This is a genomic window from Marinovum sp. E3 (assembly GCF_055755275.1).
Genome location: NZ_CM146908.1, coordinates 2,162,761 through 2,187,127, shown reverse-complemented (window position 1 = coordinate 2,187,127; position 24,367 = coordinate 2,162,761). Strand labels below are relative to the sequence as shown.

General features: G+C 65.9%; 24 protein-coding genes. 18 read left to right on the top strand and 6 right to left on the bottom strand.

Annotated elements, in window-relative coordinates:
• Position 1: 1 nt before the first annotated feature.
• Positions 2 to 1,087 (top strand): ABC transporter ATP-binding protein, encoded by a 1,086-nt coding sequence (locus AC0J5K_RS10710; RefSeq protein ID WP_274562978.1) that lies wholly within the window; start codon positions 2 to 4, stop codon positions 1,085 to 1,087.
• Positions 1,088 to 1,097: 10 nt separating this feature from the next.
• On the opposite strand, the gene AC0J5K_RS10705 is transcribed toward AC0J5K_RS10710, so the two are convergent.
• Positions 1,098 to 1,952, bottom strand: a complete 855-nt coding sequence (locus AC0J5K_RS10705; protein ID WP_274562980.1) for an SMP-30/gluconolactonase/LRE family protein — start codon at positions 1,950 to 1,952, stop codon at positions 1,098 to 1,100.
• Between the two features lie 98 nt (positions 1,953 to 2,050).
• Between AC0J5K_RS10705 and AC0J5K_RS10700 the strand changes: the two genes are divergently transcribed.
• The 3 genes from AC0J5K_RS10700 to AC0J5K_RS10690 all read left to right on the top strand — a co-directional run bounded on the left by AC0J5K_RS10700 (position 2,051) and on the right by AC0J5K_RS10690 (position 4,398).
• On the top strand, positions 2,051 to 2,761 hold the full coding sequence (locus tag AC0J5K_RS10700) for a GntR family transcriptional regulator (protein WP_274562981.1): 711 nt from the start codon (positions 2,051 to 2,053) through the stop codon (positions 2,759 to 2,761).
• 132 nt (positions 2,762 to 2,893) lie between these two features.
• Positions 2,894 to 3,202 carry a hypothetical protein gene (locus tag AC0J5K_RS10695; protein ID WP_274562983.1) on the top strand — a complete coding sequence of 103 codons (309 nt, stop codon included), beginning with the start codon at positions 2,894 to 2,896 and terminating at the stop codon, positions 3,200 to 3,202.
• Positions 3,203 to 3,354: 152 nt separating this feature from the next.
• Positions 3,355 to 4,398: an FGGY-family carbohydrate kinase gene (locus AC0J5K_RS10690; RefSeq protein WP_274562985.1), complete on the top strand. Its 1,044-nt coding sequence runs from the start codon at positions 3,355 to 3,357 to the stop codon at positions 4,396 to 4,398.
• 281 nt (positions 4,399 to 4,679) lie between these two features.
• Here the strand turns inward: AC0J5K_RS10690 and AC0J5K_RS10685 are convergent, their stop codons facing one another.
• Positions 4,680 to 5,609: a LysR family transcriptional regulator gene (locus AC0J5K_RS10685; protein WP_074835108.1), complete on the bottom strand. Its 930-nt coding sequence runs from the start codon at positions 5,607 to 5,609 to the stop codon at positions 4,680 to 4,682.
• A gap of 111 nt (positions 5,610 to 5,720) precedes the next feature.
• On the opposite strand from AC0J5K_RS10685, the gene AC0J5K_RS10680 reads away from it, so the two are divergent.
• The 5 genes from AC0J5K_RS10680 to AC0J5K_RS10660 are packed head-to-tail and all read left to right on the top strand — an operon-like array spanning position 5,721 to position 11,521.
• The gene (locus AC0J5K_RS10680) at positions 5,721 to 6,662 is read left to right on the top strand and encodes a tripartite tricarboxylate transporter substrate binding protein (protein ID WP_074835106.1); all 942 of its coding nucleotides are present in this window, start codon (positions 5,721 to 5,723) and stop codon (positions 6,660 to 6,662) included.
• A gap of 29 nt (positions 6,663 to 6,691) precedes the next feature.
• A complete protein-coding gene (locus tag AC0J5K_RS10675) occupies positions 6,692 to 7,252 on the top strand; it encodes a hypothetical protein (protein ID WP_074835104.1) in 561 nt (186 codons plus the stop codon).
• Positions 7,252 to 8,835: a tripartite tricarboxylate transporter permease gene (locus AC0J5K_RS10670; protein ID WP_083415939.1), complete on the top strand. Its 1,584-nt coding sequence runs from the start codon at positions 7,252 to 7,254 to the stop codon at positions 8,833 to 8,835. The genes AC0J5K_RS10675 and AC0J5K_RS10670 overlap by 1 nt, the downstream gene beginning before the upstream one ends.
• Before the next feature lie 18 nt (positions 8,836 to 8,853).
• Positions 8,854 to 10,380 carry a sulfatase-like hydrolase/transferase gene (locus AC0J5K_RS10665; RefSeq protein ID WP_074835101.1) on the top strand — a complete coding sequence of 509 codons (1,527 nt, stop codon included), beginning with the start codon at positions 8,854 to 8,856 and terminating at the stop codon, positions 10,378 to 10,380.
• Between the two features lie 10 nt (positions 10,381 to 10,390).
• Positions 10,391 to 11,521: an alpha-hydroxy acid oxidase gene (locus AC0J5K_RS10660; RefSeq protein ID WP_074835100.1), complete on the top strand. Its 1,131-nt coding sequence runs from the start codon at positions 10,391 to 10,393 to the stop codon at positions 11,519 to 11,521.
• Positions 11,522 to 11,601: 80 nt separating this feature from the next.
• Here the strand turns inward: AC0J5K_RS10660 and AC0J5K_RS10655 are convergent, their stop codons facing one another.
• Positions 11,602 to 12,843, bottom strand: coding sequence for a saccharopine dehydrogenase family protein (locus tag AC0J5K_RS10655; RefSeq protein WP_048530986.1), 1,242 nt, complete (start codon positions 12,841 to 12,843; stop codon positions 11,602 to 11,604).
• A 44-nt stretch (positions 12,844 to 12,887) separates the two neighbouring features.
• Positions 12,888 to 13,982: a carboxynorspermidine decarboxylase gene (locus AC0J5K_RS10650; RefSeq protein ID WP_074835097.1), complete on the bottom strand. Its 1,095-nt coding sequence runs from the start codon at positions 13,980 to 13,982 to the stop codon at positions 12,888 to 12,890.
• Between the two features lie 544 nt (positions 13,983 to 14,526).
• Between AC0J5K_RS10650 and dusA the strand changes: the two genes are divergently transcribed.
• The 3 genes from dusA to AC0J5K_RS10635 all read left to right on the top strand — a co-directional run bounded on the left by dusA (position 14,527) and on the right by AC0J5K_RS10635 (position 17,301).
• Positions 14,527 to 15,483, top strand: a complete 957-nt coding sequence (gene dusA / locus AC0J5K_RS10645) for a tRNA dihydrouridine(20/20a) synthase DusA (protein ID WP_244526433.1) — start codon at positions 14,527 to 14,529, stop codon at positions 15,481 to 15,483.
• 59 nt (positions 15,484 to 15,542) lie between these two features.
• Positions 15,543 to 16,367, top strand: coding sequence for a sulfite exporter TauE/SafE family protein (locus AC0J5K_RS10640; RefSeq protein ID WP_074835094.1), 825 nt, complete (start codon positions 15,543 to 15,545; stop codon positions 16,365 to 16,367).
• A 118-nt stretch (positions 16,368 to 16,485) separates the two neighbouring features.
• Positions 16,486 to 17,301, top strand: coding sequence for a hypothetical protein (locus AC0J5K_RS10635; protein WP_274562995.1), 816 nt, complete (start codon positions 16,486 to 16,488; stop codon positions 17,299 to 17,301).
• Positions 17,302 to 17,308: 7 nt separating this feature from the next.
• Here AC0J5K_RS10635 and AC0J5K_RS10630 read toward each other — a convergent pair whose 3' ends face one another.
• Together AC0J5K_RS10630 and ruvX are read right to left on the bottom strand one after the other, a co-directional pair.
• Positions 17,309 to 17,545 (bottom strand): DUF1289 domain-containing protein, encoded by a 237-nt coding sequence (locus AC0J5K_RS10630; RefSeq protein ID WP_074835091.1) that lies wholly within the window; start codon positions 17,543 to 17,545, stop codon positions 17,309 to 17,311.
• A 14-nt stretch (positions 17,546 to 17,559) separates the two neighbouring features.
• A complete protein-coding gene (gene ruvX / locus AC0J5K_RS10625) occupies positions 17,560 to 18,033 on the bottom strand; it encodes a Holliday junction resolvase RuvX (RefSeq protein WP_048530996.1) in 474 nt (157 codons plus the stop codon).
• A gap of 162 nt (positions 18,034 to 18,195) precedes the next feature.
• On the opposite strand from ruvX, the gene AC0J5K_RS10620 reads away from it, so the two are divergent.
• The 6 genes from AC0J5K_RS10620 to AC0J5K_RS10595 all read left to right on the top strand — a co-directional run bounded on the left by AC0J5K_RS10620 (position 18,196) and on the right by AC0J5K_RS10595 (position 24,306).
• Positions 18,196 to 19,440 carry a sarcosine oxidase subunit beta family protein gene (locus AC0J5K_RS10620; protein WP_048530998.1) on the top strand — a complete coding sequence of 415 codons (1,245 nt, stop codon included), beginning with the start codon at positions 18,196 to 18,198 and terminating at the stop codon, positions 19,438 to 19,440.
• A 109-nt stretch (positions 19,441 to 19,549) separates the two neighbouring features.
• Positions 19,550 to 19,810: a hypothetical protein gene (locus tag AC0J5K_RS10615; protein WP_048531004.1), complete on the top strand. Its 261-nt coding sequence runs from the start codon at positions 19,550 to 19,552 to the stop codon at positions 19,808 to 19,810.
• A 252-nt stretch (positions 19,811 to 20,062) separates the two neighbouring features.
• Positions 20,063 to 20,281, top strand: coding sequence for a hypothetical protein (locus tag AC0J5K_RS10610; RefSeq protein WP_274562996.1), 219 nt, complete (start codon positions 20,063 to 20,065; stop codon positions 20,279 to 20,281).
• A 78-nt stretch (positions 20,282 to 20,359) separates the two neighbouring features.
• Positions 20,360 to 20,683, top strand: a complete 324-nt coding sequence (locus AC0J5K_RS10605; protein WP_048531008.1) for a sarcosine oxidase subunit delta — start codon at positions 20,360 to 20,362, stop codon at positions 20,681 to 20,683.
• A gap of 61 nt (positions 20,684 to 20,744) precedes the next feature.
• Complete coding sequence (locus tag AC0J5K_RS10600; protein ID WP_274562997.1) at positions 20,745 to 23,735, top strand: sarcosine oxidase subunit alpha family protein; 2,991 nt, start codon at positions 20,745 to 20,747, stop codon at positions 23,733 to 23,735.
• Positions 23,728 to 24,306 carry a sarcosine oxidase subunit gamma gene (locus AC0J5K_RS10595; RefSeq protein WP_083415937.1) on the top strand — a complete coding sequence of 193 codons (579 nt, stop codon included), beginning with the start codon at positions 23,728 to 23,730 and terminating at the stop codon, positions 24,304 to 24,306. The genes AC0J5K_RS10600 and AC0J5K_RS10595 overlap by 8 nt, the downstream gene beginning before the upstream one ends.
• Positions 24,307 to 24,367 lie beyond the last annotated feature (61 nt).

The window sequence follows — 24,367 nt, the reverse complement described above, 5'->3', positions numbered from 1 at the left end:
GATGGCCGAACTGGCGCTCAACAACGCGATCAAGCGCTACGGCGCGACACAGGTCATCCACGGGGTGGATTTGCAGGTCGAGGATGGCGATTTCTGCGTCTTTGTCGGCCCCTCGGGTTGTGGCAAGTCCACGCTCTTGCGGATGATCGCCGGGCTCGAGGACACCACCGAGGGCCGCATGACCATCGGCACCCGCGATGTCACCCATGCCGATCCGGCCCGGCGCGGCGTTTCCATGGTGTTTCAGACCTACGCGCTCTATCCGCATATGACGGTGCGGGAGAACATGAGCTTCGGGCTCAAGATCGGCGGCACGCCCAAGGCAGAGATCACCCGCAAGGTCGATGAAGCGGCGCAGATTCTCAAGCTGACCGACTATATGGACCGCAGGCCCAAGGCATTGTCCGGCGGCCAGCGCCAGCGGGTCGCCATCGGCCGCGCCATCGTGCGCCAGCCCGATGTGTTTCTGTTCGACGAACCCCTGTCGAACCTCGATGCGGAACTGCGCGTGGAAATGCGGGTCGAGATCGCCAAGCTGCACAAGCAATTGGGCGCGACGATGATCTATGTCACCCATGATCAGGTCGAGGCGATGACCATGGCCGACAAGATCGTGGTGCTGCGCGATGGGCGGATCGAACAGGCCGGGCCGCCGGCCCGGCTTTACGAAGACCCCGACAATCTCTTTGTGGCGGGGTTCATCGGATCACCGCGGATGAATTTCTTTGCGGGCGTGGTGGAGCGGGCCGAGGCGGGCCAGGCGCTGGTCACCTTGCCATGTCTTGGCGGCGTGGCCGTGCCGGTCGCCGTCACAGCGGCGCTGCGGCCGGGGCAGGCGGTGAAGATCGGCCTGCGGCCCGAGCATTTCGAGCCCGGCGGTCAGATACAGGTCGATCTGAACATCGAGGTGATCGAGAACCTTGGCGGCGTGTCTTATGCCTATGCGGCCGGCGGGCAGGACACTCATCCGGTGATTGTCGAGATGCGCGGTACGTCCAGGCCGACCGAGGGCGGCGCGCTGACCGTGGGCTTCGATCCCGCCGTCGCTCTGCTGTTCGACAGCGAGACCGGGCTGCGCCTGCGCTAGCCTGTCGGTCTCAGCCCGGCCAGTGCGCGCGGTAGGGCGCCGTGCCGGGCACCGCCATTTCCACCGAGAACAGCCCGCCGGCCTGGGGGTTGGCGGCTTTCTCAGCCGCGCTCATGCTGAAGGTGCCGGTGGTGATGTAGAGCGTGCGCAGATCGTCGCCGCCAAAGCAGCAATTGGTGACGATTTCACAGGGCAGGTCGATCCGGGCCGTGATCTCGCCGTCGGGTGTCAGGCCCAGCACCTGGCCGCGGTCGCAGATCGCCACCCAAAGGGTGCCCCGCGCATCCACCGCCATGCCATCCGGTTTGCCGGTGAGCGCGTCAAAGGCCCGCAGGACTCGCCAGGCGCCGTTTTCCAGCACATGCATCACACCAGGTACGCTGTCGACAAAGTAGAGCCGGCTGCCGTCCGGGCTCCACCCGAGGCCGTTCGAGATCGTCGTGCCCGTCATCATCGCGCGCGGCCGGCCGGCGTCATAGCGATAGAGGCTGCCGGTCGGGCCTCTGGCGCCCTCGGACATGCTGCCCACCCACAGCGCCCCGTCCGGCCCGGCGATCATGTCGTTCAGCCGGTTTCCCCGGCTCTCGGGTTCGGGATCATGCAGGAGGGCAATCTCGCCCGTCGCCGGATCGACCCGGCCCAGCCCGCGGGCCGTGGCGATCAGCAGGCCGTCATTCTGGTCCAGCGCCAGGGCGCTGATCAGCCAGGGCAGGGCGATGCGCCTGGCGCGACCGGTGGCCGGTTCGTAGCAATGCAATGCCTCGCCCGAGATGTCGACCCACCACAGGCAACCTCGCGTGACGTCCCAAAGCGCGCCTTCGCCGCATCCGGCCTTGGCCGCGTCCACGCATCTGGGTACGGGCATTCCGATATCCTTCTTGAAATAATGTACGAAAAGTTATACTTCATGCGTAAACTGGCGAAAAGCCTTGGCGTCAAATTTTCCTCGATCTGCGGATTCTCATGAGCAACACCGGTCCCATAGCAATTGCCGCAGAAAAGGAGGGCACCGGCACGTCCTCTTCCTCGATCTACGACGCGATCCGGCACGACATCCTGTCAGGCGCGCTGGAGGCGAATGCGCGCCTCAAGGTGTCCGAACTGGCCAGAACGCACAACACCTCGACCAACCCGGTGCGCGAAGCGCTGCAACAGCTGCGGGGGGAAGGGCTGGTGCTGATCACGCCGAACCAGGGCGCGCGGGTGCGGCCGATCGACATGGAGTTCGTGCGCGACGTGGCCGAGGTCGGCTATCAGCTCGAGCCCTATCTGCTGCGGTTCTTCGTCGAAACCGCCAGCGCCGAGGACATCGCCGAGCTCCAGCGCATCCAGTCCGAGATCGAGGCGCTGAACTTTTCCGACAAGGCGCGGCATACCGAACTCAACCATCAGTTTCACGAAACGATGTATGACCGGCATTACAACCGCGTCGCCTTTGGCGTCTGGAGGCAGCATCGCGAAATCCTCGGCTCGATCAGCACGCGGATTCCGATCGCCATTGGCCGGCAGGAGGCGATCATCACCGAACACCGGGCCCTGATCGCGGCGATCAAGGCGCAGGATGTGGCGGCAGCGGTGACCGTGCTGGATCAGCACATTCAGGATGCCGGGCGCCATGTGGTGGACCAGCTGCGCATCGCCGGGGCCCGGGCGTCGCACAGACGTATCGGGTGACGGTGCGGCCATCCGCGCGGCGGGCCGGAATGCACCTGCCAGCGCTGCGGTAAATGGCCGGCGGCACTGTCGCAACCGCGGCCCGACAGCCGGTTCTGGCAGGACGATCCCGAGGCGGCGAAATTCGTCGATGTGGTCTACAAGGCCAATGAATTCATCCGAGACAATCCGGACAAGGCGGTCGACCTCGCGCTTCAATATTACGCCGACACCGGCATCGAGGGCGACAAGGAAACCGCCGCCTATGCCTTCAGCCTGCGCGATTTCCAGACCCTCGACGAAGCCATCGCCGACATGCAGTCGGGCGCCACGATAGACACGCTGATCGCCGGGGCCAAAGTGCTGGTGGCGGCGGGCGCCTATGACGACGTGCCCGATCTCGAATCCATGCAGCCGGTCGCGCTCGAGGTGCTGATGGCTGCCAAGTCCCTGCGAAACTAAGGTCTCAGGCCCAACCAAGGAAAGACATGATGAGCATCACGAGCGATACGGTGACCGAAGATTTCAAGGGCCAGATCGGCCGGACCTACCGGGACTCGACCCCCTGGTGGCCCGAGGTCTAGCGGGCCCGGCCTGACAGTCCCAATGTCCTCGTGATCCTCTTCGACGATCTCGGGTTCGGCAGCCGCGCCTACAGCGATGCGGTGATCTCGGCGCTGGCGCTTGACGGGCTGCGGCATCTGCTACCGCCGATTGTCGATGGCAGTGAGACCGCGCATTCGCTGGAGGCCGCTGCGGCGGCCGAGATCGGGTTGCCCGAGGGCCTTCCGGTCTGCCTCGGCTACATGGACATCGTGACCTCGGGGATCGCTTCGGGGCTGTGTGACCCGCATACCCGGCCGGGGCTGTCGATCCTCGGTTCGACCGGGGTGCACACCCGGTTTGCCGCCGGCGCCGATGAGATCGTGCTAAACCCGGACCGGACCGGTTATACCGTGGCGCTGGCCGGCGACGCCTTTGGCCAGGTGCAGACCAACATGGCGGCGGCGATCAACATCGACTGGATCGCCGGCATCGCGCGCGATGTGCTGAACGCCGGCGGTCGGCCGGGAGACAGCGCCGAGATCCTCGCCGGCTTTGACGAACTGGTCGCCGGCGCGCGGCCGGGCGCGGTCACCTATCATCCCTACATCGCGACGACGGGTGAACGCGGGCCGTTCTCCGATCCCTGCGCTAGGGCCAGCTTTACCGGGCTCGACCGCAGCGTCGGCTGGGCCGAGCTGCTGCGCGGCGTCTATGAGGGGCTGGCGATGGCGGCGCGCGATTGTTACGCCGCCATGGGCGAGACGCCGGCAGAGATCCGGGTGGCCGGTGGCGCGGCGCGCTCGGCGCAACTGGTGCATATCCTCGCCGCGACACTGAACCGCCCGGTGCGCGCGGTGGCGCGGGATGAGGCCGGCGCCGCCGGGGCGGCGATGATCGCGGCGGTGCAATCGGGGGTCTTCGTCTCGCTGGCCGAGGCCGATGCCGCCTGGGTCCGGCCGCTGCTGCGCGCGCCGGTCCGGCCCGATCCCGATCTCGGCCCGCTATACGACAGGCTTTACCCGGCCTTCCGCGAGGGGCGGGCCCTCATGCAGCCGCTTTGGCACAGCCAGGCCAGGAACAGCCAATCCAGCACAAGGAAACACATCACATGACGACGCAAGTGGCGATCATCGGCGACCGGTTCATGCTGTCGGAAACCTTCGAAGAGCACATCCTGTCGGCCTGCGGCGACCGGGTTTCGGTGCGCCGGATGGATTACGACTGGCCAGACGCGCCGCTGGAACAGGGCTATCAGGGCTCGCGCATCGCGGGCATCCTCGAATTTCAGGGCGACCCCGACGAGGTGGTTGCCCATATCGGCGGCGCCGAAGTGGCGGTGATCCGGATTCGACAGCGGTGTTCCGAATGTCGACTCTTCGGTTTATCGCCGTCTTCAGGCCCGCACCGGCTTGCCCGAGAGCTTGCCCGCCGCGACCAGCGATTGCACCTCGGTCATGATGACGTCGTGCACCACCTTGGTGGCCGGCGCCAGATCCCGGACCGGCCGGTGGCAGAGCGAATGCACCCGCGAAACGCCGGGCTCGGTCACCAGCCGCGCCGAGACCTGGCCCGAGGCGATCCGGTCCAGCCAATGGGTCATCGGCACGATGCTGGCCACCATGCCGCGTTCGACCATGGCATCGATCACGTTGATGCTGCCGGTTTGGTATTTCACGTTCAGCGTCACGCCGATGCTGCCGGCGGCCTCCTCGATGCGACGGCGCAGGTCGTGGCTGCGGAACGGCAGCACAAGCGGATGTTCGGCCGCTTCCGACAGCCGGATCGTGCGGGCCGGGGCGCGTGGCGTGGCCTTGGTGAGAAAGTGAAAGCTTTCCTCGAACAGCGGCCGTGAACGGAGCTGCGGGAATTCCGTTGCGGCGTTCGGCATGACGGCCAGATCGGCCTCTTCGTTCAGCAGGGCCTGGCCGGCGCGTTCCGAAGGGAAATCGACGATATGCAGTGAGATGCCGGGATATTCCTGCTCCAGCCGCGGATAAAGCTCGGTCGCGAGGGTGGGGGCGAGCGAGGAAATGACGGCCACCACCACCTTGCCGGTCACATCTTCCGCTTCGGTGTGGATCGCCTGCCGGATCGCCTCCATCCGCCGGATCAGCTCGGCCGCCTCCTGCCGCAGCTTCTCGCCCGCGCGCGTCAGCGTCACACCGCGCGAATGGCGCTGGAAAAGCTGCGCATCCAGCTCATGCTCGAGCTGCGACATCTGCTTGCTGAGCGCCGGTTGCGCGATCCCCAGCTCCCGTGCCGCACCCGACATCGTGCCGTGACGACAGATGGCGAGAAATTGTCTGAGAAGGCGAGGGCGCATGGCGGGCTATAACCAGTTTGGCATACCTAACATAAGTAACTAATATTTCCGTGTCTATGAAGGCTGTTTTATGGTGTTTCCATTCGACACTGTCGAACTTTGGGAGGACACATGAAAACGCTCGTCACCACCGCCGCCGCGGTGTTTCTTTCCGCATCCGCCGCCATCGCCGACTGGGCGCCGACCGGGCCGGTCAAGGTCCTGATCGGCTTTGCCGCCGGCGGCGGCGCGGATTCGCTCGCCCGCCTGATCGCCGAGGACATCGAGGCCGAATACGGCTGGACGCTGATCCCCGAGAACCTGCCGGGTTCGGGCGGGGCGGTCATGGCCCGCGCCGTCAAGGACGCCGCGCCGGACGGTCAGACCATCGGCGTCGGCATCACCGACACCTTTGCCTATGGGGTTCTGGCCGCGCGCGATCCCGGCTATACCACCGGCGATTTCACCTACCTCAGCACCATCGCCGGCACCCAGATGGGCATCGTCGCCAAATCCGAGCGCGGCTGGACCACGATGTCGGAGGTGATCGAGGCCGCCAGATCGGGCGCGAGTATTTCCTTTGGCACCATGACCCCGCGCCTTGCCGATGCGGCGTACTACATCGGCAAGGTCAATAACGTCGAGTTCAACATCGTCTCGGGCTACAAGGGGGGCCGTGCGGTGCTGAACGCGATCACCGCCGATGACGTGGATATCGGCTGGGTCGCCGGCCCGCAGAAGGCCGGGGTCGAATCCGGCGATCTGCGCAATCTCGCCAATGGCGAGGATCAGCCGTTGGCCGTTTCGCCCGACGCGCAGGAGCTGAGCGAGATCGGGGTCGATTTTGCCTTTGGCGCCACCTTCGTGGCCATTGCCCCGGCGGGTCTCTCCGAGGCGGCGCAAGGCGCCTTGTCAGAGGCCATCGCCACCGTGATCGGCTCCGAGGGCACCAAGTCCAACGCCTTCATCACCCGGGTCTTTGCCTTGAAGGTGAAAACCGGCGAGGCGGCGCGCGGCTTTGTCGAACAGGAGCTGGCCGACGCCGAAGCCCTGCTTGACGCCACCGCAGAATAAGCCATCGCAGCCAGACCGGGAGCATCGCCATGACACCTAGAGGACACCTCCGCAACCTCGCGGTCGCCCTGACGGGCTGCGGCTTTGCCCTGCTGGCGCTGGCCGTCTGGATCCCGCTCGACGTCGACACCGGCGTGATCGACGTCTGGCGCCGCAATGTGCGGATCGGCGATGCCATGCTGCCGGTGTTCTCGGCGGCGGGCATGGCGCTGGCGGGGGCGGTGATCGGGGTGCGCAGCCTGCTGCGCGATGCCGAACCGGCGGCCGGCCGCATCGATCCGCGCTTTCTTGCTTGGCTCGCCGCCACCCTGGCGGCGGGGCTGGCGCTGATGCTGCTGACCGGGCCGATCCTGGCCTGGATCGTCACCGGCGGCGAGACCCCGTACCGGGTGCTGCGCGCCACGGCGCCGTGGAAATACCTGGGCTTCGCGCTGGGCGGCACGGTGATGACCTTCGGCCTCATCGCGCTTTCGCAGCATCGCCCAAGCTGGCGATTGGCCGCCTTGGCCTTCGTCGCGACGCTGGTGATCGCGCTGCTTTATGACCTGCCGTTCGACAATCTTCTGCTGCCGCCGAACGGTGATTTCTGATGGGTGTGTTCGACTATATCCTCGCCGGGGTCTTCGAGGCCTTCACCGCCAACCCGGCCCTGGTGCTCGGACCGCTTGTCCTGTCGTGGCCGGTGATCCTCGTGGCGCTGGGCTTTTTCACCGGCGTGCTGATCGGCGCGACGCCGGGGCTCTCCGGGCCTTTCGTCATGGCTCTGGCGCTGCCGATCCTGATCTCGATCTTCGGCTTCACCCCGGATGCGCTTCTGCCGGTGCTGGGCTTTCTCGTCGGCGTCATGAAGGGCGCGACGCTGGGCGGCGCGGTGCCGGCGATCCTGTTCAACACGCCGGGCACGCCCGATGCCTTCATGACCACGCTCGACGGCCACCCGATGGCCAGAAACGGCCAGGGCGGCAAGGCGCTGCGGGTGGCGCATTTCGCCTCGGTCAGCGGCGACAGCTTTTCCGATATCGTGCTCTTTGTCTGCGCGCCCTTCCTGGCGATCAGCATCGAGGCCTTTCTCGGCCTGCCCGAAAAGGCCGCGCTGATGATCCTGTCGCTCTCCTTTGTCGCCGTGGTGGTGGGCAAGGACACCTGGAAAGGCCTGCTGGCCGCCTGTTTCGGGCTCTTCGTGGCGTCGATCGGCACCGGCACCGACAGTTATCCGCGGCTGTCGCTGGGCAGCGACGTACTGGCGCCGGGCCTGCCGACCATCGCGGTGGTGATCGGCGTGCTCGTGGTGGGCGAGATCCTTGTCTCGCTGCAAGAGATGTACCTGTCGAAACGCGCCCGCCGGGCGGCAGCCGAACAGCTCGCGCCGGGTGACAGCGCGCTGAGCCTTGCCGAGCGCCGCAGGCTCTTGCCCTTCATCGGCGTCTCGATGAGCATCGGCACGATGATCGGCGCGCTGCCCGGAATCGGCACGACGCTGGCCGCCGCCATGGGCTATACCGCCGGCCGCAAGATGCACCGCGGCACGCCCGCTTTCGGCCAGGGCGCGCCGGAGGGGATTGCCGCCACCGAGGCCGCCAATTCCGCCGTCTCGGGCGCCAACCTGATCCCGGCGCTGTCGCTCGGCATTCCCGGCAATGTCGCCGCCGTCTTCATTATCCTCGCCGCCGACACCATCGGCGGGTTCAATCCCGGGCCCGCAGTATTCCGCTTTTCCGCCGAGGAGGTGAACCCCGAACTGGTGGTGGCCTTTGCACTCTTTACGCTGATGGTGGTGGCCAATCTGCTGAACTGGCTGACCGGCGCATGGTTCATGCGGCTGCTGGGCGGGCTGATCCGCATTCCCAAGCAGGTGCTCCTGCCGATCGTGCTGCTGCTGACGCTTACCTCGGTCTATGTCGAAGGCAGCGCGATGAGCGATGTCTACATCCTGCTGGGCTTTGGCGTCCTCGGCTACCTGATGCGCCAGTCCGGGGTGCCGATCCTGCCCTTCGTCATCGCCTATATCCTCGCAGGCCCGTTGGAAACCGCGATCCGAAACGCCTTCGAGGCATCGGGCAGCGACCCCTGGTTCCTGTTTTCCAGCCCCGTTTCGCTGCTGTTCCTGGCCCTGTCCGCCGCCATCGTGCTGGGCGCCGGCTGGCTGCGCGGCACGCCAACCCCCGATTGCTGATCCCCGTTAGGAGACCCCATGACCGAAGAAAAGCCCCGCCCGAATATCCTGTTCATCACCTCCGATCAGCAGCGCGGCGATTGCTACGGCTTCCGCGGCCGCAAGGTGCAGACACCGCATCTCGACCTGCTTGCCAGCGAGGGCACCAGCCTCGAGACCGTGGTGACGCCCTGCGTCGTCTGTCAGCCCGCGCGCGCCTCGATCCTGACCGGACTTCTGCCGCGCACCCATGGGGTGCATGACAACGGCATCGATCTTGACCCGGAGCTCGGTGAAAAGGGCTTTGCCGGCTCGCTTTCGGCCGCAGGCTATCACACCGCCAAGATCGGCAAGGCGCATTTCGCCACCTATCACGTCTTTGGCGACAGCGACACGGTCGAGTCGATCCCGGGGTCGGCCCGCGTGCCCGCGGGCTGGCGCGGGCCCTACATGGGGTTCGACCATGCCGAGCTGGTTCATATCGGCCACAACTGGTGGCTGCCCGAAGAGCCGCCCGCCGGGCTGGCCTATGAGGAATGGTATTACGGCGACGGCCGCGGCGCCTGGAAGAACAAGCTGCTGTGGGAAAGCACACGCGATCACAAGGGGGCGCCGCAGACCTGGTCGTCGAAGCTGCCGGTGGCCTGGCACAACTCGACCTGGATCGCCGACCGCGCCGTCGATTTTCTCAGGCAGGACCATGGCAAGCCCTTCTGCCTCTGGGTCTCCTTTCCCGATCCGCACCACCCGTTCGACTGCCCCGAGCCCTGGGCCTCGCTGCACCGGCCCGAGGATGTCGACCTGCCCGAGCATCGGACCCGCGATTTCGAGGGGCGCCCGTGGTGGCACCAGGCGGCGGTGGAAACCGAGATCCCGGCGGAGCACGCCGAGATCCGGGCGAAATATTCCCGTCTGGCGGAAATGTCCGACGCGCATCTGCGCGAGGTCATCGCCAACACCTATGGCCAGCTTGCGCTGATCGACCATTCGGTCGGCCGGATCCTCGCCGAGCTCGAGGCGCAGGGTTTGGCCGACAACACCTATATCGTCTACACCGCCGATCACGGCGACTGGCTGGGCGACCATGGGCTGGTGCTGAAAGGGCCGATGCCCTTCGAGGGGTTGCTCAACGTCAAGGCCATCATCAAGGGGCCGGATGTGCCGGTGGGCCGCGTCAGTCACGAGCCGTTGTCGACGCTCGATCTGGGCGCCACCTTCATGGATTGGGCCGGCGCCGACAGCCTGATGGACACCCACGGCCGGTCGATGCGCGACGTGATCTCGGGCGAGGGCACCCGCGGCGGCGCGCTCAGCGAATGGGAACTGCTGCCGGGGCGGGTGGGCGTCGGCCTCAGCCTGCGCACGGTGCGCTCGAAGACTGCCAAACTGACCATGGATCTGCAATCCGGCGCCGGCGAGATGTATGACTTGGCGGCCGATCCGCAGGAATTGTACAATCTGTTCGACAACCCGGATCATGCGCGGCTGCAATCCGACCTGACCGATATCCTGATGTCGCGCCCCGACGACATCCAGCCCAACCGCGTCCCCGTGGGCATGGCGTGAGGCGCCCGGCATGACAATCACCTGCACCGAGGATTTCCGCCAGCTCTACAAGGCCCGCGTGCCGAAGATGTTCTATGACTACGCCGAAAGCGGCTCTTATTCCGAGAGCACTTTCCGCCGCAACGAGAGCGATTTCGCCCGGCTCAACATCCGCCAGCGCGTGGGCGTCGATATTTCCGAGATCGACACATCGGCGCGGATGGCGGGCGAGGCGGCGGCGTTGCCGGTGGCCTTTGCGCCGGTCGGCATGCTGGGCATCCAGAACATCGGCGGCGAGATCAAGGTAGCCAAGGCCGCACAGCAATTCGGCGTGCCCTTCATCCTGTCAACCATGTCCATCGCCTCGGTCGAAGAGGTGGCCGAGGCCACCGGCGCGCCGTTCTGGTTTCAGCTCTACGTGGTCAAGGACCGCGAGTTCGTGCACGACCTGATCCACCGCGCCAAGGCGGCGGGCTGTTCGCAACTGGTGGTGACGATGGACCTCGCGATGCTGGGGCAGCGGCACAAGGACGTCAAGAACGGGTTGTCGATCAAGCCCGGCCTGAAGAACCTGATCAATATCGCCACCAAACCCCGCTGGGCCTATGACATGGTGACCGGGCCGAAGCTGAGCTTCGGCAATGTGGTCGGCCATGCCAAGGGGGTCGACGATCTGGCCAGCCTGCTGACCTGGGCGGCGGAAATGGTCGATCCGGCGCTGGACTGGGACGACGTGGCCTGGATCTGCAAGGAATGGGGCGGGCCGGTGATCCTCAAGGGGGTCATGGACGTCGAAGACGCCCGCATTGCCGCCGACATGGGGATCGAGACCATCGTGGTGTCGAACCACGGCGGCCGGCAACTCGACGGGGCGGGCAGCTCCATCTCCTGGCTGCCGCAGATCGCCGATGCGGTGGGCGACCGGGTCGAGCTGATACTCGATTCAGGTGTCCGCACCGGCATGGATATCTTTCGTGCCCGCGCCCTGGGCGCATCGGGCGTTCTTCTGGGCCGGGCCATGGTCTATGCGCTGGGGGCGATGGGGCAGCCGGGGATCGAAAAGCTCCTGACCCTGCTGGAGAAGGAACTGCGCACCACCATGGGCCTCGCCGGCAAGACGCGGGCCGGCGACATCGGGCGCAGCGACGTCTATCGGGCATAGATCATCCGCGGCGGCGGGAGGCATGGCTCCCGCCCGAAGGCCCGCCAACTGCTTTCAGCCGGCGGGTCGCCGTCTCCGGCTCAGGCGCGGTGCCATTCCCGGTCGCCCTTTGCATCCTTGACCCGGGTGGGCAGGCCGATCCGGTCCAGCAGGGCAAAAAGCGGCTTGGGGTCAAGCTCTTCGACATTCATCATGGCGCCGTGGTCATAAGTGCCATCGGCCACCAGCATCGCCATCGCCACCGGCGGCACCCCGGCGGTGTAAGAGATGCCCTGGCTGCCGACCTCGGCATAGGCCTTTTCGTGGTCGGAGACGTTGTAGACAAAGACCTCGACTTCTTCGCCGTCCCTGGTGCCCTTGACCAGATCGCCGATACAGGTCTTGCCGGTGTAATTCGGCGCCAGCGTCGAAGGATCGGGCAGCACCGCCTTGACCACCTTGAGCGGCACCACCTCGAGCCCCTCGGCGGTGGTCACCGGCTGTTCCGACAGCAGCCCGAGGTTTTGCAGCACGGTAAAGACATTGATGTAGTGATCGCCGAAGCCCATCCAGAACCGCACATCCGCCTGCGGATAGTTCACCGCCAGCGAATGCACCTCGTCATGGCCAGACATATAGGCCCTTTGCGTGCCGACCACCGGCAGTTCCCAGTCGCGGCCGACTTCGAACATCTTGTTGCTCTGCCAGGCGCCGTCCTGCCAGCTGTAGACCGTGCCGGTGAATTCGCGGAAATTGATCTCGGGGTCGAAGTTGGTCGAGAAATACTTGCCGTGATCGCCGGCGTTGATGTCGACGATGTCGATCGATGTCACCTCGTCCATGAATTCGTCGATGGCAAAGCGGGCAAAGGCATTGACCATGCCGGGATCGAAGCCGGCGCCGAGCAGCGCGGTCACCCCGGCCTTGGCGCAATCCTCGCGGCGCTTCCATTCGTAGTTGGCATACCACGGCGGGGTTTCGCAGATCTTGGCCGGGTCTTCATGGATCGCGGTGTCGATATAGGCGGCCCCGGTGCGGATGCAGGCCTCGAGCACGGTCATGTTGACGAAGGCCGAGCCGACATTGATCACGATCTGCGCGCCGGTCTTGTCCAGAACCGCCGCGACCGCATCGCTGTCCATGGCGTCGACCGCATGGGCCTCGAACACGCCGTCCTGTTTCATCGCCTGTTTGTCATGCACGCTCTGTATGATCGCGTGGCATTTCGAAACCGTGCGGCTGGCGATATGCAGATCGCCCAGCACATCGTTGTTCTGCGCGCATTTATGCGCCACGACCTGTGCGACGCCGCCGGCACCGATGATTAGAACATTGCGTTTCATGTGTTCAACAGACCTCATGTATTTGCCAGAAGGGGTTTCCCGTCTCAGGAAAGCGCGGACCGGAAATCCGCGTAATCGAAGTTGCGCACCCTGGTGAGGCTGCCGTCGAGTTCACGGATCGCGATGCCGGGCATCTTTACGCCGTTGAACCAGTTTTTCTTGACCATCGTGTAACCGGCGGCATCCTGAAACGAAATCCGGTCGCCAGGCGCGAGCGGCGCGTCGAAACGGAATTCGCCGAAGATATCGCCCGCAAGGCAGGATTTGCCGCAGATCATCCATTCATGCGGGCCGGTGTCGGGCGCGACTTTGGCGTTCTCGCGGTAGATCAGCAGATCGAGCATATGCGCCTCGATCGAACTGTCGACGATGGCCAGGTTCTTGCCGTTGAAGAGCGTGTCGAGCACCGTGACTTCGAGCGTCGCCGCCCCGGTGATCGCCGCCTCGCCGGGTTCGAGGTAGACCTGCACGCCGAAGCGCTCGGAGAACTGCCGCAGCCGGGCGGCCAGCCGCTCTAGCGGATAGCCCGCCCCGGTGAAATGGATGCCGCCGCCGAGGCTGACCCACGCCATCCGGTGCAGGGTCTCGCCAAAGCGCTCTTCGATCAGGGTCAGCATCGCGTCGAAGCGGTCGAAATCCGCGTTCTCGCAATTGTTGTGGAACATCAGCCCGCTGATCCGGTCGGCCACGGCGGCGATGCGCGCCGGGTCATGTTCGCCCAGGCGGCTGAACGGACGCGCCGGATCGGCCAGATCGAAATCCGAGGTCGAGACGCCGGGATTGACCCGCAGGCCACGAACCCGGCCTTCCGAGGCCGTGTCAAACCGGTCGAGCTGGCCGATGGAGTTGAAGATGATCTTGTCGCAATGCGCCAGCACCTCGTCGATCTCGTCATCGGCGTAGGCCACGGAATAGGCATGGGTCTCGCCGCCGAATTTTTCGTGGCCCAGCTTCACTTCGTAGAGCGAGGACGAGGTCGATCCGTCCATGTACCCGGCCATGAAATCGAACACAGACCAGGTGGCGAAACATTTCAGCGCCAGAAGCGACTTGGCCCCCGAGGCCTCGCGCAGCCAGGCGATCTTTTTCAGGTTCGACAGCAGGCAGGACTTGTCGATCAGATAAAAGGGGGTTTGCAAGGCAAAATCCTTTCCGTGGGCCGATCCCTCTGGCGGGGAGTCCCGATTAGAGCATGTCGCCGGACAACGCAAAGCCCTTGATCGCCAACCGCCGCAGCGGAGCGCGGGCCCGCCGGAACGGCCGGGCTTTCTCGGGCGGTCCGGGGTGGTCCTGGTGGGGAGGGGACCTGCGCAATGAAGCCCGCCAATTCGGCCTCCTCGGGCGGCCCGCGGCGGCGGGCAGCCTGCTGCGCGGTGATCCTGTCAAAATGTTCCTTCTTCACGGTCATGAAGAAGAAGTCGGCTCGTGTGCGACGAATTTTGTTCCGGGTTCGAATGCCGCTGTCCTCGGTTCGGTCCGAGCGCGAAGGGAGGTGCCTCATGGGGCTGTCCGCGCAACATGAAGTCGCGGTGTCCTGTCGGCGCCGGTGTGCTACACGGTGGCAATCCAGAATCGAAATCCCCGGAAACCCGCGCAGAACGTGCTACATGTGGCTCACCCGGTGTTGAGGTTAAGACGTTGAAACGTAATGTTGAAAATGCTGCCCGCCTGTCCGTCGCCCCGATGATGGACTGGACCGACCGCCATTGTCGCTACCTTCACCGCCTGCTCAGCCGTGAGAGCCTGCTTTATACCGAGATGGTGACGGCGCCGGCGCTGGTGAGGGGCGGGGCGGTGCATCTGCTCGACTTCTCGCCCGAAGAACATCCCGTCGCGCTGCAACTGGGCGGGTCGGATCCGGCAGAACTGGCCGCGGCCGCGCGGCTGGGAGCCGAGGCGGGGTATGACGAGATCAACCTCAATGTCGGCTGCCCCTCGGACCGGGTGCAATCGGGCACCTTCGGCGCGGTGCTGATGAAGCAGCCCGAGCTGGTGGCCGAGTGCTGCTCCGCGATGCGCGCCGCGGTGGATGTCGAGGTGACGGTGAAATGCCGCATCGGTGTCGATGACCAGGAGCCGCGCGAGGTGCTGCCGGCGTTTCTCGAGACGGTGGCGGCGGCCGGGGTGGGCCGCTTTGCGATTCACGCCCGCAAGGCCTGGTTGCAGGGGCTGTCGCCCAAGGAAAACCGCGATATCCCGCCGCTGGACTACCCGCTGGTGCAGGAGATGAAGGCGGCGTTTCCGCAGCTGCATCTTTCGGTCAATGGCGGCATCGCCTCGCTGGCGCAGGCGCGGGCGTTTCTCGATGCCGGGCTCGACGGGGTGATGATCGGGCGCGCCGCCTATCACCAGCCCTGGGATGTCCTCGGCACGGCCGACGCGGCGATCTTTGGTCAGGCCGACGGGCTTGCGGGGCCGGATGCAGCGGTGCGCGCCATGCTGCCCTATATCGAGGCGCATCTGGGGGCGGGCGGCCGGTTGCACCAGATCACCCGGCACATGCTCGGGCTGTTCGCCGGGCGGCCGGGGGCGCGGCAGTGGCGGCGGGTGCTTTCGGAAGGGGCCTCGCAAAAGGGCGCGGGGCCTGAACTTGTCCTGCGCGCATTGGCCGAGGTCGAGGGAGTGGCGGCCGCGGGCTGAGCGGCTTTTCCTTTGCCGCCCAACGGTGTATGGCCAGCCGACCCTTTAGGAGACAGGCCATGCCCGACACGATGCTGCTGATCCAGATGTTTGTTCTGCTGACCGTGATCGGCGGCTTTGCCGGCGTGCTGGCCGGGCTGCTTGGCGTCGGTGGCGGTATCGTGCTGGTGCCGGCGTTTTTCTACGCCTTTCAGACGCTTGGCTATGACGGGCCGCAGCTGATGCAGATGTGCCTGGCGACCTCGCTGGCGACGATCATCGTCACCTCGATGCGTTCGGTGCTGAGTCACAACCGCAAGGGCGCGGTGGATTGGGGCATTCTGCGGACCTGGGCGCCGGGCATCGCCATCGGCGCGGTGCTCGGGGTGCTGGCGGCGGCGTCCTTGCGGTCGGTGACCTTGCAGGCGCTGTTTGGCGTCCTGGGCATCGTGATCGGGCTCTACCTGGGCTTTGGCCGTGCCCATTGGCGGCTGGGGGATGCCATGCCGGGCGGGCTGCGGCGGGCGGTGATGTCGCCGGCGATGGGCTTTCTCTCGGTGCTGATGGGGATTGGCGGCGGCAGCTTTGGCGTGCCCTTGATGAGCCTGTACAACGTGTCGATCCACCGGGCGGTGGCGACGGCGGCGGGCTTTGGCGTGATCATCGCGGTGCCCTCTGTGGCGGGGTTCCTGTTCCTCGAGATCGCGCCGGACAACCGGCCGCCGCTGACTTTTGGCGCGGTCAACCTGGTGGCCTTCGGCATTGTCATCGCCATGACCCTGATCACCGCGCCGCTGGGCGTGCGGATTGCCCATGCGATGGATCCCAAGCCGCTGAAACGGGTGTTTGCCGCCTTCCTGATCCTGGTGGCGCTCAACATGCTGCGCAAGGCGATCTGGGGCTGACCGGCCGGCAAGCCCGGCGGCGCATTTCTGCCATATCCTGAACCGAAACAATCTCATTTCCGTCCAATTCGTCCCCAATTGCCTGCCTAATTTGGCGCAGAGGCAAAAGGAGAGACCCATGCTGGAAATGCTTATGCTGTTGGGAACCGGGCTGGCCGCGGCAGGTATCGCCGGCATGACCGGCATCGGAAGCCAGTCGGAGGATTCGGCGGCGGAACCTGCGTCCGCCGCGGCCAAGGATTACGATCTCGGCGAAGACTACGAAGGCGGCGAGGGCGAAGACCTGTTGAGCCAGGTGCGCCGGATGGGCGCCTCGCTCGATCTGGCCAAATTCATGCCGGGTTCGGCTGGCGCCGATTCCGCTGGCGGCGATGACGCCGCCGGGGAGACGGCCGCAGACGCGGACAACGCGCCGGAAGAAGACGAGACGTCGGTCGACTGGGAGGCGCTAATGGTGCCGCCCGAAGGCCTCGACGCTGGCGATTATCCGCAAGAGATCGCGGAAGACGTGGCCCAGGACGATGCAGCCGTGCAGCCGACCCTCGATGAAGACGCGGCGTCAGAGCCCGAGAGCGAAACCGTGACGGGGGAGGCCGAGAGCAACACCGTGACGGGGGAGGCCGAGAGCAACACCGTGGCGCCAGAGCCCGAGAGCGACACCGTGACGGAGGAGGCCGAGAGTGTTGCCGAGCCGGCCGAGGACGACGACGTGCCGGTGATCTCCGATTTCGCCGCCGGGGCCGAGCAGCTTCTGCTGATGCTGCCGGAGGGCATGGGCGAGGATACCAAGGTCAGTATCGAACCCAGCGGCAGCGAAGGCATGGATGCCGCCGTTGTGCTCGAAGACGACCAGGGCGGGTTGACCGCCGTCATCGTCGCCGGCGCCTACGGCACCTTGAACGCCGCGGATGTGGTGCTCGAACGCGACGGCTGACCGACGCTCAGCCCTTGCGCCCTTGACGTGCCGCGCGCCCGCCGCGACGCTTTTTCAGGTGGCCGCGCCGGTTGGGCAGCTCGTCCATGATGGCGCGGCGTTCCTCCGAGTGCATTTTTGACCAGCGGGTGATTTCCTCGACCGAACGCAGGCAGCCGGCGCAGATTCGCGCCTCGGGATGGATGACACAGATCTGCACGCAGGGGCTTTCGATCTCGTCGCGTTTCCAGATCTCGTCCTTCATCCGATCTCCTCTTGTCATGCGCCCCCCAAATGGCGCATCCGGTCCAGCACCCCTTGCAGGATATAAGAGGCGGCGACGTGATCGATCACCTCGGCGCGACGTTTCCGAGACGTATCCGCCTCGAGCAGCGCCCGTTCGGCGGCGACGGTCGAAAGGCGTTCATCCCAGAATCCGATCGGCCCGTCCCAGAGCCGCGAAAAATTGCGCGCAAAGGCGCGAGTGGATTGGCAACGCGGCCCTTCGGAGCCGTCCATGTTGCGCGGCAGCCCCAGGATCACCCCGCCAATGCCGCGCGCGGCAAGGATCTCTTGCAGCCGGGCGGCATCCAGCCCGAATTTCTTGCGCCGGATGGTTTCCAGCGGCGTCGCCACCGAGCGGAAGCTGTCGGACACGGCCACCCCGATGGTCTTGTCGCCCAGGTCAAGCCCGGCAATCGCCGTCATCGGCGGCAGGGCTTTGGCGAAATCTGCGATATCTTCCACGATCATACACCCCTCTAACGCGCCGGGCGGGCAGGGGAAAAGCCTGTAGGGCCCACCATGTCGTGATTGATCGGCATTGTGGCGGATTTGATAGGCGGGCAGACTGGCCTAGTCTTCTAGAACCACCACAGAGAGAGCCCCGACAGGCACAATTGGGATTCGAGCCAGATGAAGCGATATTCAGCCTTTGCCGTCGCCCGCGAAGCCGCGCGCTATCACCTTGGATGGGAGCGCGCCTGGGCCTCACCGGAGCCGAAGAAACACTATGATGTGGTCATCGTCGGCGCCGGCGGACACGGGCTGGCGACCGCCTATTACCTTGGCAAGAATTTCGGCATCACCAATGTTGCGGTGATCGAAAAGGGCTGGCTCGGCGGCGGCAACACCGGCCGCAACACCACGATCATCCGCTCGAACTACCTGCAAGATCCCTCGGCCGCGATCTACGAAAAGGCGCGGTCGCTCTATGAGACAATGAGCCAGGACCTGAACTACAACGTGATGTTCAGCCCGCGCGGCGTGATGATGCTGGCCCAGACCCAGCACGAGATCCGCGGCTATCAGCGCACCGCCCATGCCAATGCCCTTCAAGGGGTGCAGACGGAGTGGATCTCGCCCGCCCGTGTCAAGGAACTGGTGCCGATCATCGAGCTCAAGGGGCCACGCTATCCGGTGCTCGGCGCGCTTTGGCAGGCCCGGGGCGGCACCGCGCGCCACGATGCGGTGGCCTGGGGCTATGCCCGTGCCTGTTCGGCCATGGGCATGCACATCATCCAGCAATGCGAAGTCACCGGCGTGCGCCAGCAGGACGGACGGGTCACCGGCGTGACCACCTCGAAGGGCGAGATCGCCTGCGACAAACTCGGCCTGGTGGTTGCCGGCCATTCCGGCGTGCTGGCCGAGATGGCGGGGTTCCGGCTGCCGGTGGAATCGGTGGCGCTTCAGGCGCTGGTCAGCGAGCCGATCAAGCCCTGCATGGATGTCGTCGTGATGGCCAATACCGTGCATGGCTACATGAGCCAGTCCGACAAGGGCGAGATGGTGATCGGCGGCGGCGCCGACGGCTACAACAACTACACCCAGCGCGGCAGTTTTCATCACATCGAGGAAACCGTGCGCGCGCTGATCGAAACTTTCCCGATGATCTCGCGGCTCAAGATGCTGCGGCAATGGGGCGGCATCGTCGACATGACCGGCGACCGATCTCCGATCCTGTCGAAAACCCCGCTTGAGGGCTGTTTCATCAATTGCGGCTGGGGCACCGGCGGCTTCAAGGCGATCCCCGGCTCGGGCTGGGGCATGGCCGAGCTGATGGCCAAGGGCCATTCGCCGCTGACCGAGGCCTTCTCGCTCGATCGCTTCCGTGAAGGCCGGTTCATCGACGAAAGCGTCGCGGCGGGGGTGGCGCATTGATCGCATCGGCGGAGTTCCGCACTGCGGCGCGTTTTCGTCGGGCCGCCGGGAACCCCGGGCACCGGCCTGACGTTTGCCCTGTGAACGAACGCTTCACAGGAGACCTGACATGGTTGACCACACCGACCGCGAACGCCTCAACACCACGACGACAACCACCACGAACAGCTCGGGCGGCAACAGCGGCCTGGCCTTTATCGTCGGCATCCTGGTCGTTGTCGTGGCGATCATCGCCTGGTTCCTCTTTGCCGGCGGCGACGTGCCCGGCCCGGCCGGCGGCACCAATGACGTCAATGTCACCATCGAAGGCGCCGGCGAGGCCATCGAAGGTGCGGGCGAGGCCGTCGAAGACGCCGCCGAAGGCCAGTAACGCCCGGCGCAGTACGGCGAAAGGCCCGGCGGCGCTGCCGTCACCGGGCCTTTCGGTATGGGGTCAGCGGATGGACGCTCGCGGCGCTGGGGCGGTCCCGGGGCCGCAAACCGGCATGGCTTCGGCCAAAGCCGGCCTATTTTTCGGGTGCGCATCCGCGAAATCCGGCTCATCGCCCGCCAGGACCGCACGCCTCCCTGTCCGGCCCCCCCTGGGCGACCTATCTTTTGCAGTGCGAAAGGAGGATTTCCCATGCCTGACCCGATCCCTCGGACCGACCCGCTGCGCACCCGCGCACCGCGCGGCCGCCCCTGGATGTGGATTGTCGCTGCCTTGCTGGTGCTGCTGCTCATCCTCTGGGTGGCCTTTGCCGGCACCGGTGGCAACATCACCGGCGCCGAGGCCGTCGATGCGCCTGCGGCCACAACAGAGCCGCTGGCCGATGATGCCGCGCCCGTCGCGGTCGACTGACCCGATCCAGATCCACCAAGCTGCAAGGCGGGCGTCGCTTGGCGCCCGCCTTTTGCTGCGCCAAGACCGGAGCCTGCCATGCTGACCCTGCATTGCCCCTATTGCGACGTCCAGACCGATGAAACCGAGCTGACCCCCGGCGGCGAGGCCCATCTCACCCGTCACGGCCCCGGCTCGGATGACGACGCCTTTCACGACTACCTGTTTTCCCGCGCCAACCCGCGCGGCGTGCATTTCGAACGCTGGCGCCATGCCTATGGCTGCGGCAAGTGGTTCCTCGCGGCGCGCGACACCCGGACACTCGAGGTTTTCGGCACCTACGAAGCGCAGACCACCGAGCCGCCCGACCACATCCTTGCCGCCATCCGCGACAAGCGCCCGGGCTGGACCCGCGCCTCCTGATGCCTTCACTTCTCGTCAATACGCATGTCCGCGGCCAGCCCCGCACGAAAGGGTCCGACACATGAGCACACGCCTCGCCACCGGCGGCCGGTTGATCGACCGCTCGAAACAGCAGAGCTTCACCTTCAACGGCAAGCGCCTGACCGGCCATGCCGGCGACACCCTCGCCTCGGCGCTGCTCGCCAATGACCAGATGCTGGTGGGCCGCTCGTTCAAATACCACCGTCCGCGCGGTATCGTGGCCTCGGGCGGCGAAGAGCCCAATGCGCTGATGGGGCTGGGCGAGGGGCACCGGTTCGAGCCCAACCAGCGCGCCACCACCACCGAGCTTTTCGACGGGCTGAGCGCGCAGAGCCAGAACCACTGGCCCAGCCTGGAAACCGATATCGGTGCGGTCAATGCCGCCTTTTCGGCCTTTCTGCCGGCGGGGTTCTATTACAAGACCTTCATGAAGCCGCGCGCCTTCTGGAAACACGTCTACGAGCCGTTCATCCGCAAATCCGCCGGTCTGGGGCGCGCGCCGGATGCCGAGGCCCGCGATCCCGACACCTACGAGCATTTCCATGCCCATGTCGATACGCTGGTGGTGGGCGGCGGCCTCGCCGGGCTCGAGGCGGCGAAACGCGCGGGCGCGGCCGGCGGCCGGGTGCTGCTGGTCGAGCAATCCGCCCAATGGGGCGGTCGCGCGCCGGTGGATGGCGGCGAGATCGACGGCCATTCGACCGAGGCCCATGTGGCCCGGCTGCTGGCCGATCTCGAAGCGATGGAGAATGTCACCCTGCGCAGTCGCTGCATGGGGGCAGGGGTCTATGACCATGGCTATGTGCTGGCCTACGAACGTCTGAGCGATCATGCACCGCAGGCCAAGGGCCCGCGCCACCGGCTCTGGCGGATCCGCGCCGGGCAGGTCATCACCGCCACCGGAGCCATCGAACGGCCGCTGCCCTTTGCCGGCAACGACATTCCCGGCGTGATGCTGGCCTCGGCGGTGCGTGACTATTTGGTCAACTGGGCGGTCAGCCCCGGCGACCGCACCGTCGTGGTCACCAACAACGACGATGCCTATCGCACCGCTCTGGCCCTGCGTCGCGCCGGGCTCGCCGTGCCGGCGATCATCGATGCCCGTGTCCTGCCGAAAGACAGCCCGCTGATGGCCGAGGCCCGCGCCAAGGGCATCCGCATCCTGCAAGGCCATGCCATCGACCATGTGATCGGCGGCAAGCGGGTTCGCGGCGTGGCGATTTGCAGCCATGCCGGTGAAGGCGGTGCGGTGATCGAGGAAATCGCCTGCGAGGCCGTGGCCATGTCGGGCGGCTGGTCGCCGGTGGTGCACCTCTGGTCGCATTGCGGCGGCAAGCTGATCTGGGACGAGCGCCGCGTCATGTTCCGCCCCGATCCCGACCAGCCGCCAACCGGTGAGAAGGGTCAGCCGATGGTCACCGTTGTCGGCGCCGCCAATGGCGCGTTGAGCCTGCAAGAGGTGCTCGACGATGCCGCGCGCCTTGGCGATGAGCCGGCGCCGCAGGCCAGCGCCGAGGCGGAAACGCCGCTGGCGCCGGTCTGGATGATGCCGCAGGGTGCCAGCATCAAGCACCGGATGAAGGCCTGGCTGGATTATCAGAACGACGTCAAGGTTTCTGACGTTCAACTGGCTGCCCGCGAGGGATTCGAGAGCGTCGAACACGCCAAGCGCTATACCACGCTGGGCATGGCCACGGATCAGGGCAAGCTGAGCAATATCAACGGGCTGGCGACGCTTTCGGGTGCGCTTGGCGCGACGATACCCGAGGTCGGCACCACCACTTTCCGCCCGCCTTACACGCCGATCTCCATGGGCGCGATCGCCGGTCAGGCCCGGGCCGAAATTTTTCAGCCGGTGCGCGAAACCCCGATCCACGGCTGGCTTGACGCCAATGGCGCCGAATGGGAGCCGGTGGGCCAGTGGCGCCGGCCCTACGCCATCCTGCGTCCCGGAGAGAGCACGCACGACGCGGTCATGCGAGAAGTGACCAACACCCGCGAAAACCTCGGGCTGCTCGACGCCTCGACCCTGGGCAAGATCGTCGTCAAGGGACCGGATGCCGGAAAATTCCTCGACATGCTCTACACCAACATGATGTCGACGCTGAAACCCGGCAAATGCCGCTATGGGCTGATGTGCAACGAAAACGGCTTTCTGATCGATGACGGGGTCGTGGCGCGGATCGATGATGAAACCTTCCTCTGCCACACCACCTCGGGCGGCGCCGATCACATCCACGCGCAGATGGAGGATTGGCTGCAATGCGAATGGTGGGACTGGCTGGTCTATACCGCCAATGTCACCGAGCAATTCGGCCAGATCGCCGTGGTCGGCCCCAAGGCGCGCAAGCTGCTCGAGGCGATCGGCGGCATGGACGTCAGTCAGGAGACACTGCCCTTCATGGGCTGGGCCGAGGGCGAGTTGGGCGGCATTCCGGTGCGGATCTACCGCATCTCGTTTTCCGGTGAGCTGAGCTTCGAGATCGCGGTCAAGGCGGGCTATGCGCGCCAGCTCTGGGATCTGCTGATGACCGTTGGGCGGCAGTTCGACGTCATGCCCTATGGCACCGAGGCGCTGCACATCATGCGCGCCGAAAAGGGCTTCATCATGATCGGCGACGAGACCGACGGCACGGTGATCCCGCAGGATCTCGGGCTGGACTGGGCGATTTCCAAGAAGAAAACCGACTATCTCGGCAAACGCGCGCAGCAACGACCCGACATGACCCGCGACGACCGCTGGAAGCTGGTCGGGCTCGAGACTGTCGACGGCTCGGTGCTGCCCGATGGCGCCTATGCGGTGGACGAGGGCGAAAACGCCAATGGCCAGCGTAACGTGCAGGGGCGGGTGACTTCATCCTATCATTCGCCGACCCTGGGTCGCGGCATCGCCATGGGGCTGGTGCGGCACGGGCCCGACCGGATGGGCGAGGTGATCCGCTTTGCCAAATCCGACGGCACAACCATGATCGAGGCGCGGATCGTGGATCCGGTCTTCTACGACAAGGACGGGGAGAAACAGAATGTCTGAGGCGCTGGCAACACCGGTCACCGCCCTTGGCGGGGCACAGTTCGACGGTCTGGTCTCGGTCCGGGAAATGCCGGCGCAGGGCATGATCTCATTGCGCGGCGATCTGGCCATGCCGCCGCTCAAGAACGCCGCGACCGGCGTCGCCGGGGTCGACATGCCGGCCCAGCGCGCGGCCGAATGCGAAGGGGCGCGCGGCCTGTTGTGGATGGCGCCCGACGAGCTGCTGGTGCTCTGCCCCTATGACGAGACGGCCGAGGCCGTCGCCTCGATGGACAAGCTGCTTTACAGCTACCATGCGCTGGTAACCGACGTTTCCGATGCCCGCGCGATGTTCGAACTGCGTGGCGGCGGGTTGCGTGACGTGCTGGCCAAGCTGACGCCGGCGGATATGTCGGTCGCCGTCCTGCCGCCGGGCGAGCTGCGCCGCTCGCGGCTGGCGCAGGTGCCGGCGGCCTTCTGGCTGAGGAGCGAAACCGCGGCGCAGGTGATCTGCTTCCGCTCGGTCGCGCGCTATGTCTTCGACCTTTTGAAGACCGCGGCGCAGCCGGGATCGGCGGTCGGATTCCACTAGGCTGACCACGGGGCAGGCGCGGCCGACCCGGCGCGCCGCTTCTTCGGACGGCGAAGGGCGT

Excerpts from the sequence above, each read along its gene's own strand:
- AC0J5K_RS10705 (WP_274562980.1), bottom strand. The coding sequence starts at position 1,952 with ATGCCCGTACCCAGATGCGTGGACGCGGCCAAGGCCGGATGCGGCGAA.
- ruvX (WP_048530996.1), bottom strand. The coding sequence starts at position 18,033 with ATGATCGTGGAAGATATCGCAGATTTCGCCAAAGCCCTGCCGCCGATG.
- AC0J5K_RS10620 (WP_048530998.1), top strand. The coding sequence starts at position 18,196 with ATGAAGCGATATTCAGCCTTTGCCGTCGCCCGCGAAGCCGCGCGCTAT.
- AC0J5K_RS10675 (WP_074835104.1), top strand. The coding sequence starts at position 6,692 with ATGACACCTAGAGGACACCTCCGCAACCTCGCGGTCGCCCTGACGGGC.
- AC0J5K_RS10710 (WP_274562978.1), top strand. The coding sequence starts at position 2 with ATGGCCGAACTGGCGCTCAACAACGCGATCAAGCGCTACGGCGCGACA.
- AC0J5K_RS10670 (WP_083415939.1), top strand. The coding sequence starts at position 7,252 with ATGGGTGTGTTCGACTATATCCTCGCCGGGGTCTTCGAGGCCTTCACC.
- AC0J5K_RS10615 (WP_048531004.1), top strand. The coding sequence starts at position 19,550 with ATGGTTGACCACACCGACCGCGAACGCCTCAACACCACGACGACAACC.
- AC0J5K_RS10660 (WP_074835100.1), top strand. The coding sequence starts at position 10,391 with ATGACAATCACCTGCACCGAGGATTTCCGCCAGCTCTACAAGGCCCGC.
- AC0J5K_RS10595 (WP_083415937.1), top strand. The coding sequence starts at position 23,728 with ATGTCTGAGGCGCTGGCAACACCGGTCACCGCCCTTGGCGGGGCACAG.
- AC0J5K_RS10665 (WP_074835101.1), top strand. The coding sequence starts at position 8,854 with ATGACCGAAGAAAAGCCCCGCCCGAATATCCTGTTCATCACCTCCGAT.
- dusA (WP_244526433.1), top strand. The coding sequence starts at position 14,527 with ATGATGGACTGGACCGACCGCCATTGTCGCTACCTTCACCGCCTGCTC.
- AC0J5K_RS10685 (WP_074835108.1), bottom strand. The coding sequence starts at position 5,609 with ATGCGCCCTCGCCTTCTCAGACAATTTCTCGCCATCTGTCGTCACGGC.
- AC0J5K_RS10655 (WP_048530986.1), bottom strand. The coding sequence starts at position 12,843 with ATGAAACGCAATGTTCTAATCATCGGTGCCGGCGGCGTCGCACAGGTC.
- AC0J5K_RS10600 (WP_274562997.1), top strand. The coding sequence starts at position 20,745 with ATGAGCACACGCCTCGCCACCGGCGGCCGGTTGATCGACCGCTCGAAA.
- AC0J5K_RS10680 (WP_074835106.1), top strand. The coding sequence starts at position 5,721 with ATGAAAACGCTCGTCACCACCGCCGCCGCGGTGTTTCTTTCCGCATCC.
- AC0J5K_RS10700 (WP_274562981.1), top strand. The coding sequence starts at position 2,051 with ATGAGCAACACCGGTCCCATAGCAATTGCCGCAGAAAAGGAGGGCACC.
- AC0J5K_RS10640 (WP_074835094.1), top strand. The coding sequence starts at position 15,543 with ATGCCCGACACGATGCTGCTGATCCAGATGTTTGTTCTGCTGACCGTG.
- AC0J5K_RS10605 (WP_048531008.1), top strand. The coding sequence starts at position 20,360 with ATGCTGACCCTGCATTGCCCCTATTGCGACGTCCAGACCGATGAAACC.
- AC0J5K_RS10630 (WP_074835091.1), bottom strand. The coding sequence starts at position 17,545 with ATGAAGGACGAGATCTGGAAACGCGACGAGATCGAAAGCCCCTGCGTG.
- AC0J5K_RS10610 (WP_274562996.1), top strand. The coding sequence starts at position 20,063 with ATGCCTGACCCGATCCCTCGGACCGACCCGCTGCGCACCCGCGCACCG.
- AC0J5K_RS10635 (WP_274562995.1), top strand. The coding sequence starts at position 16,486 with ATGCTGGAAATGCTTATGCTGTTGGGAACCGGGCTGGCCGCGGCAGGT.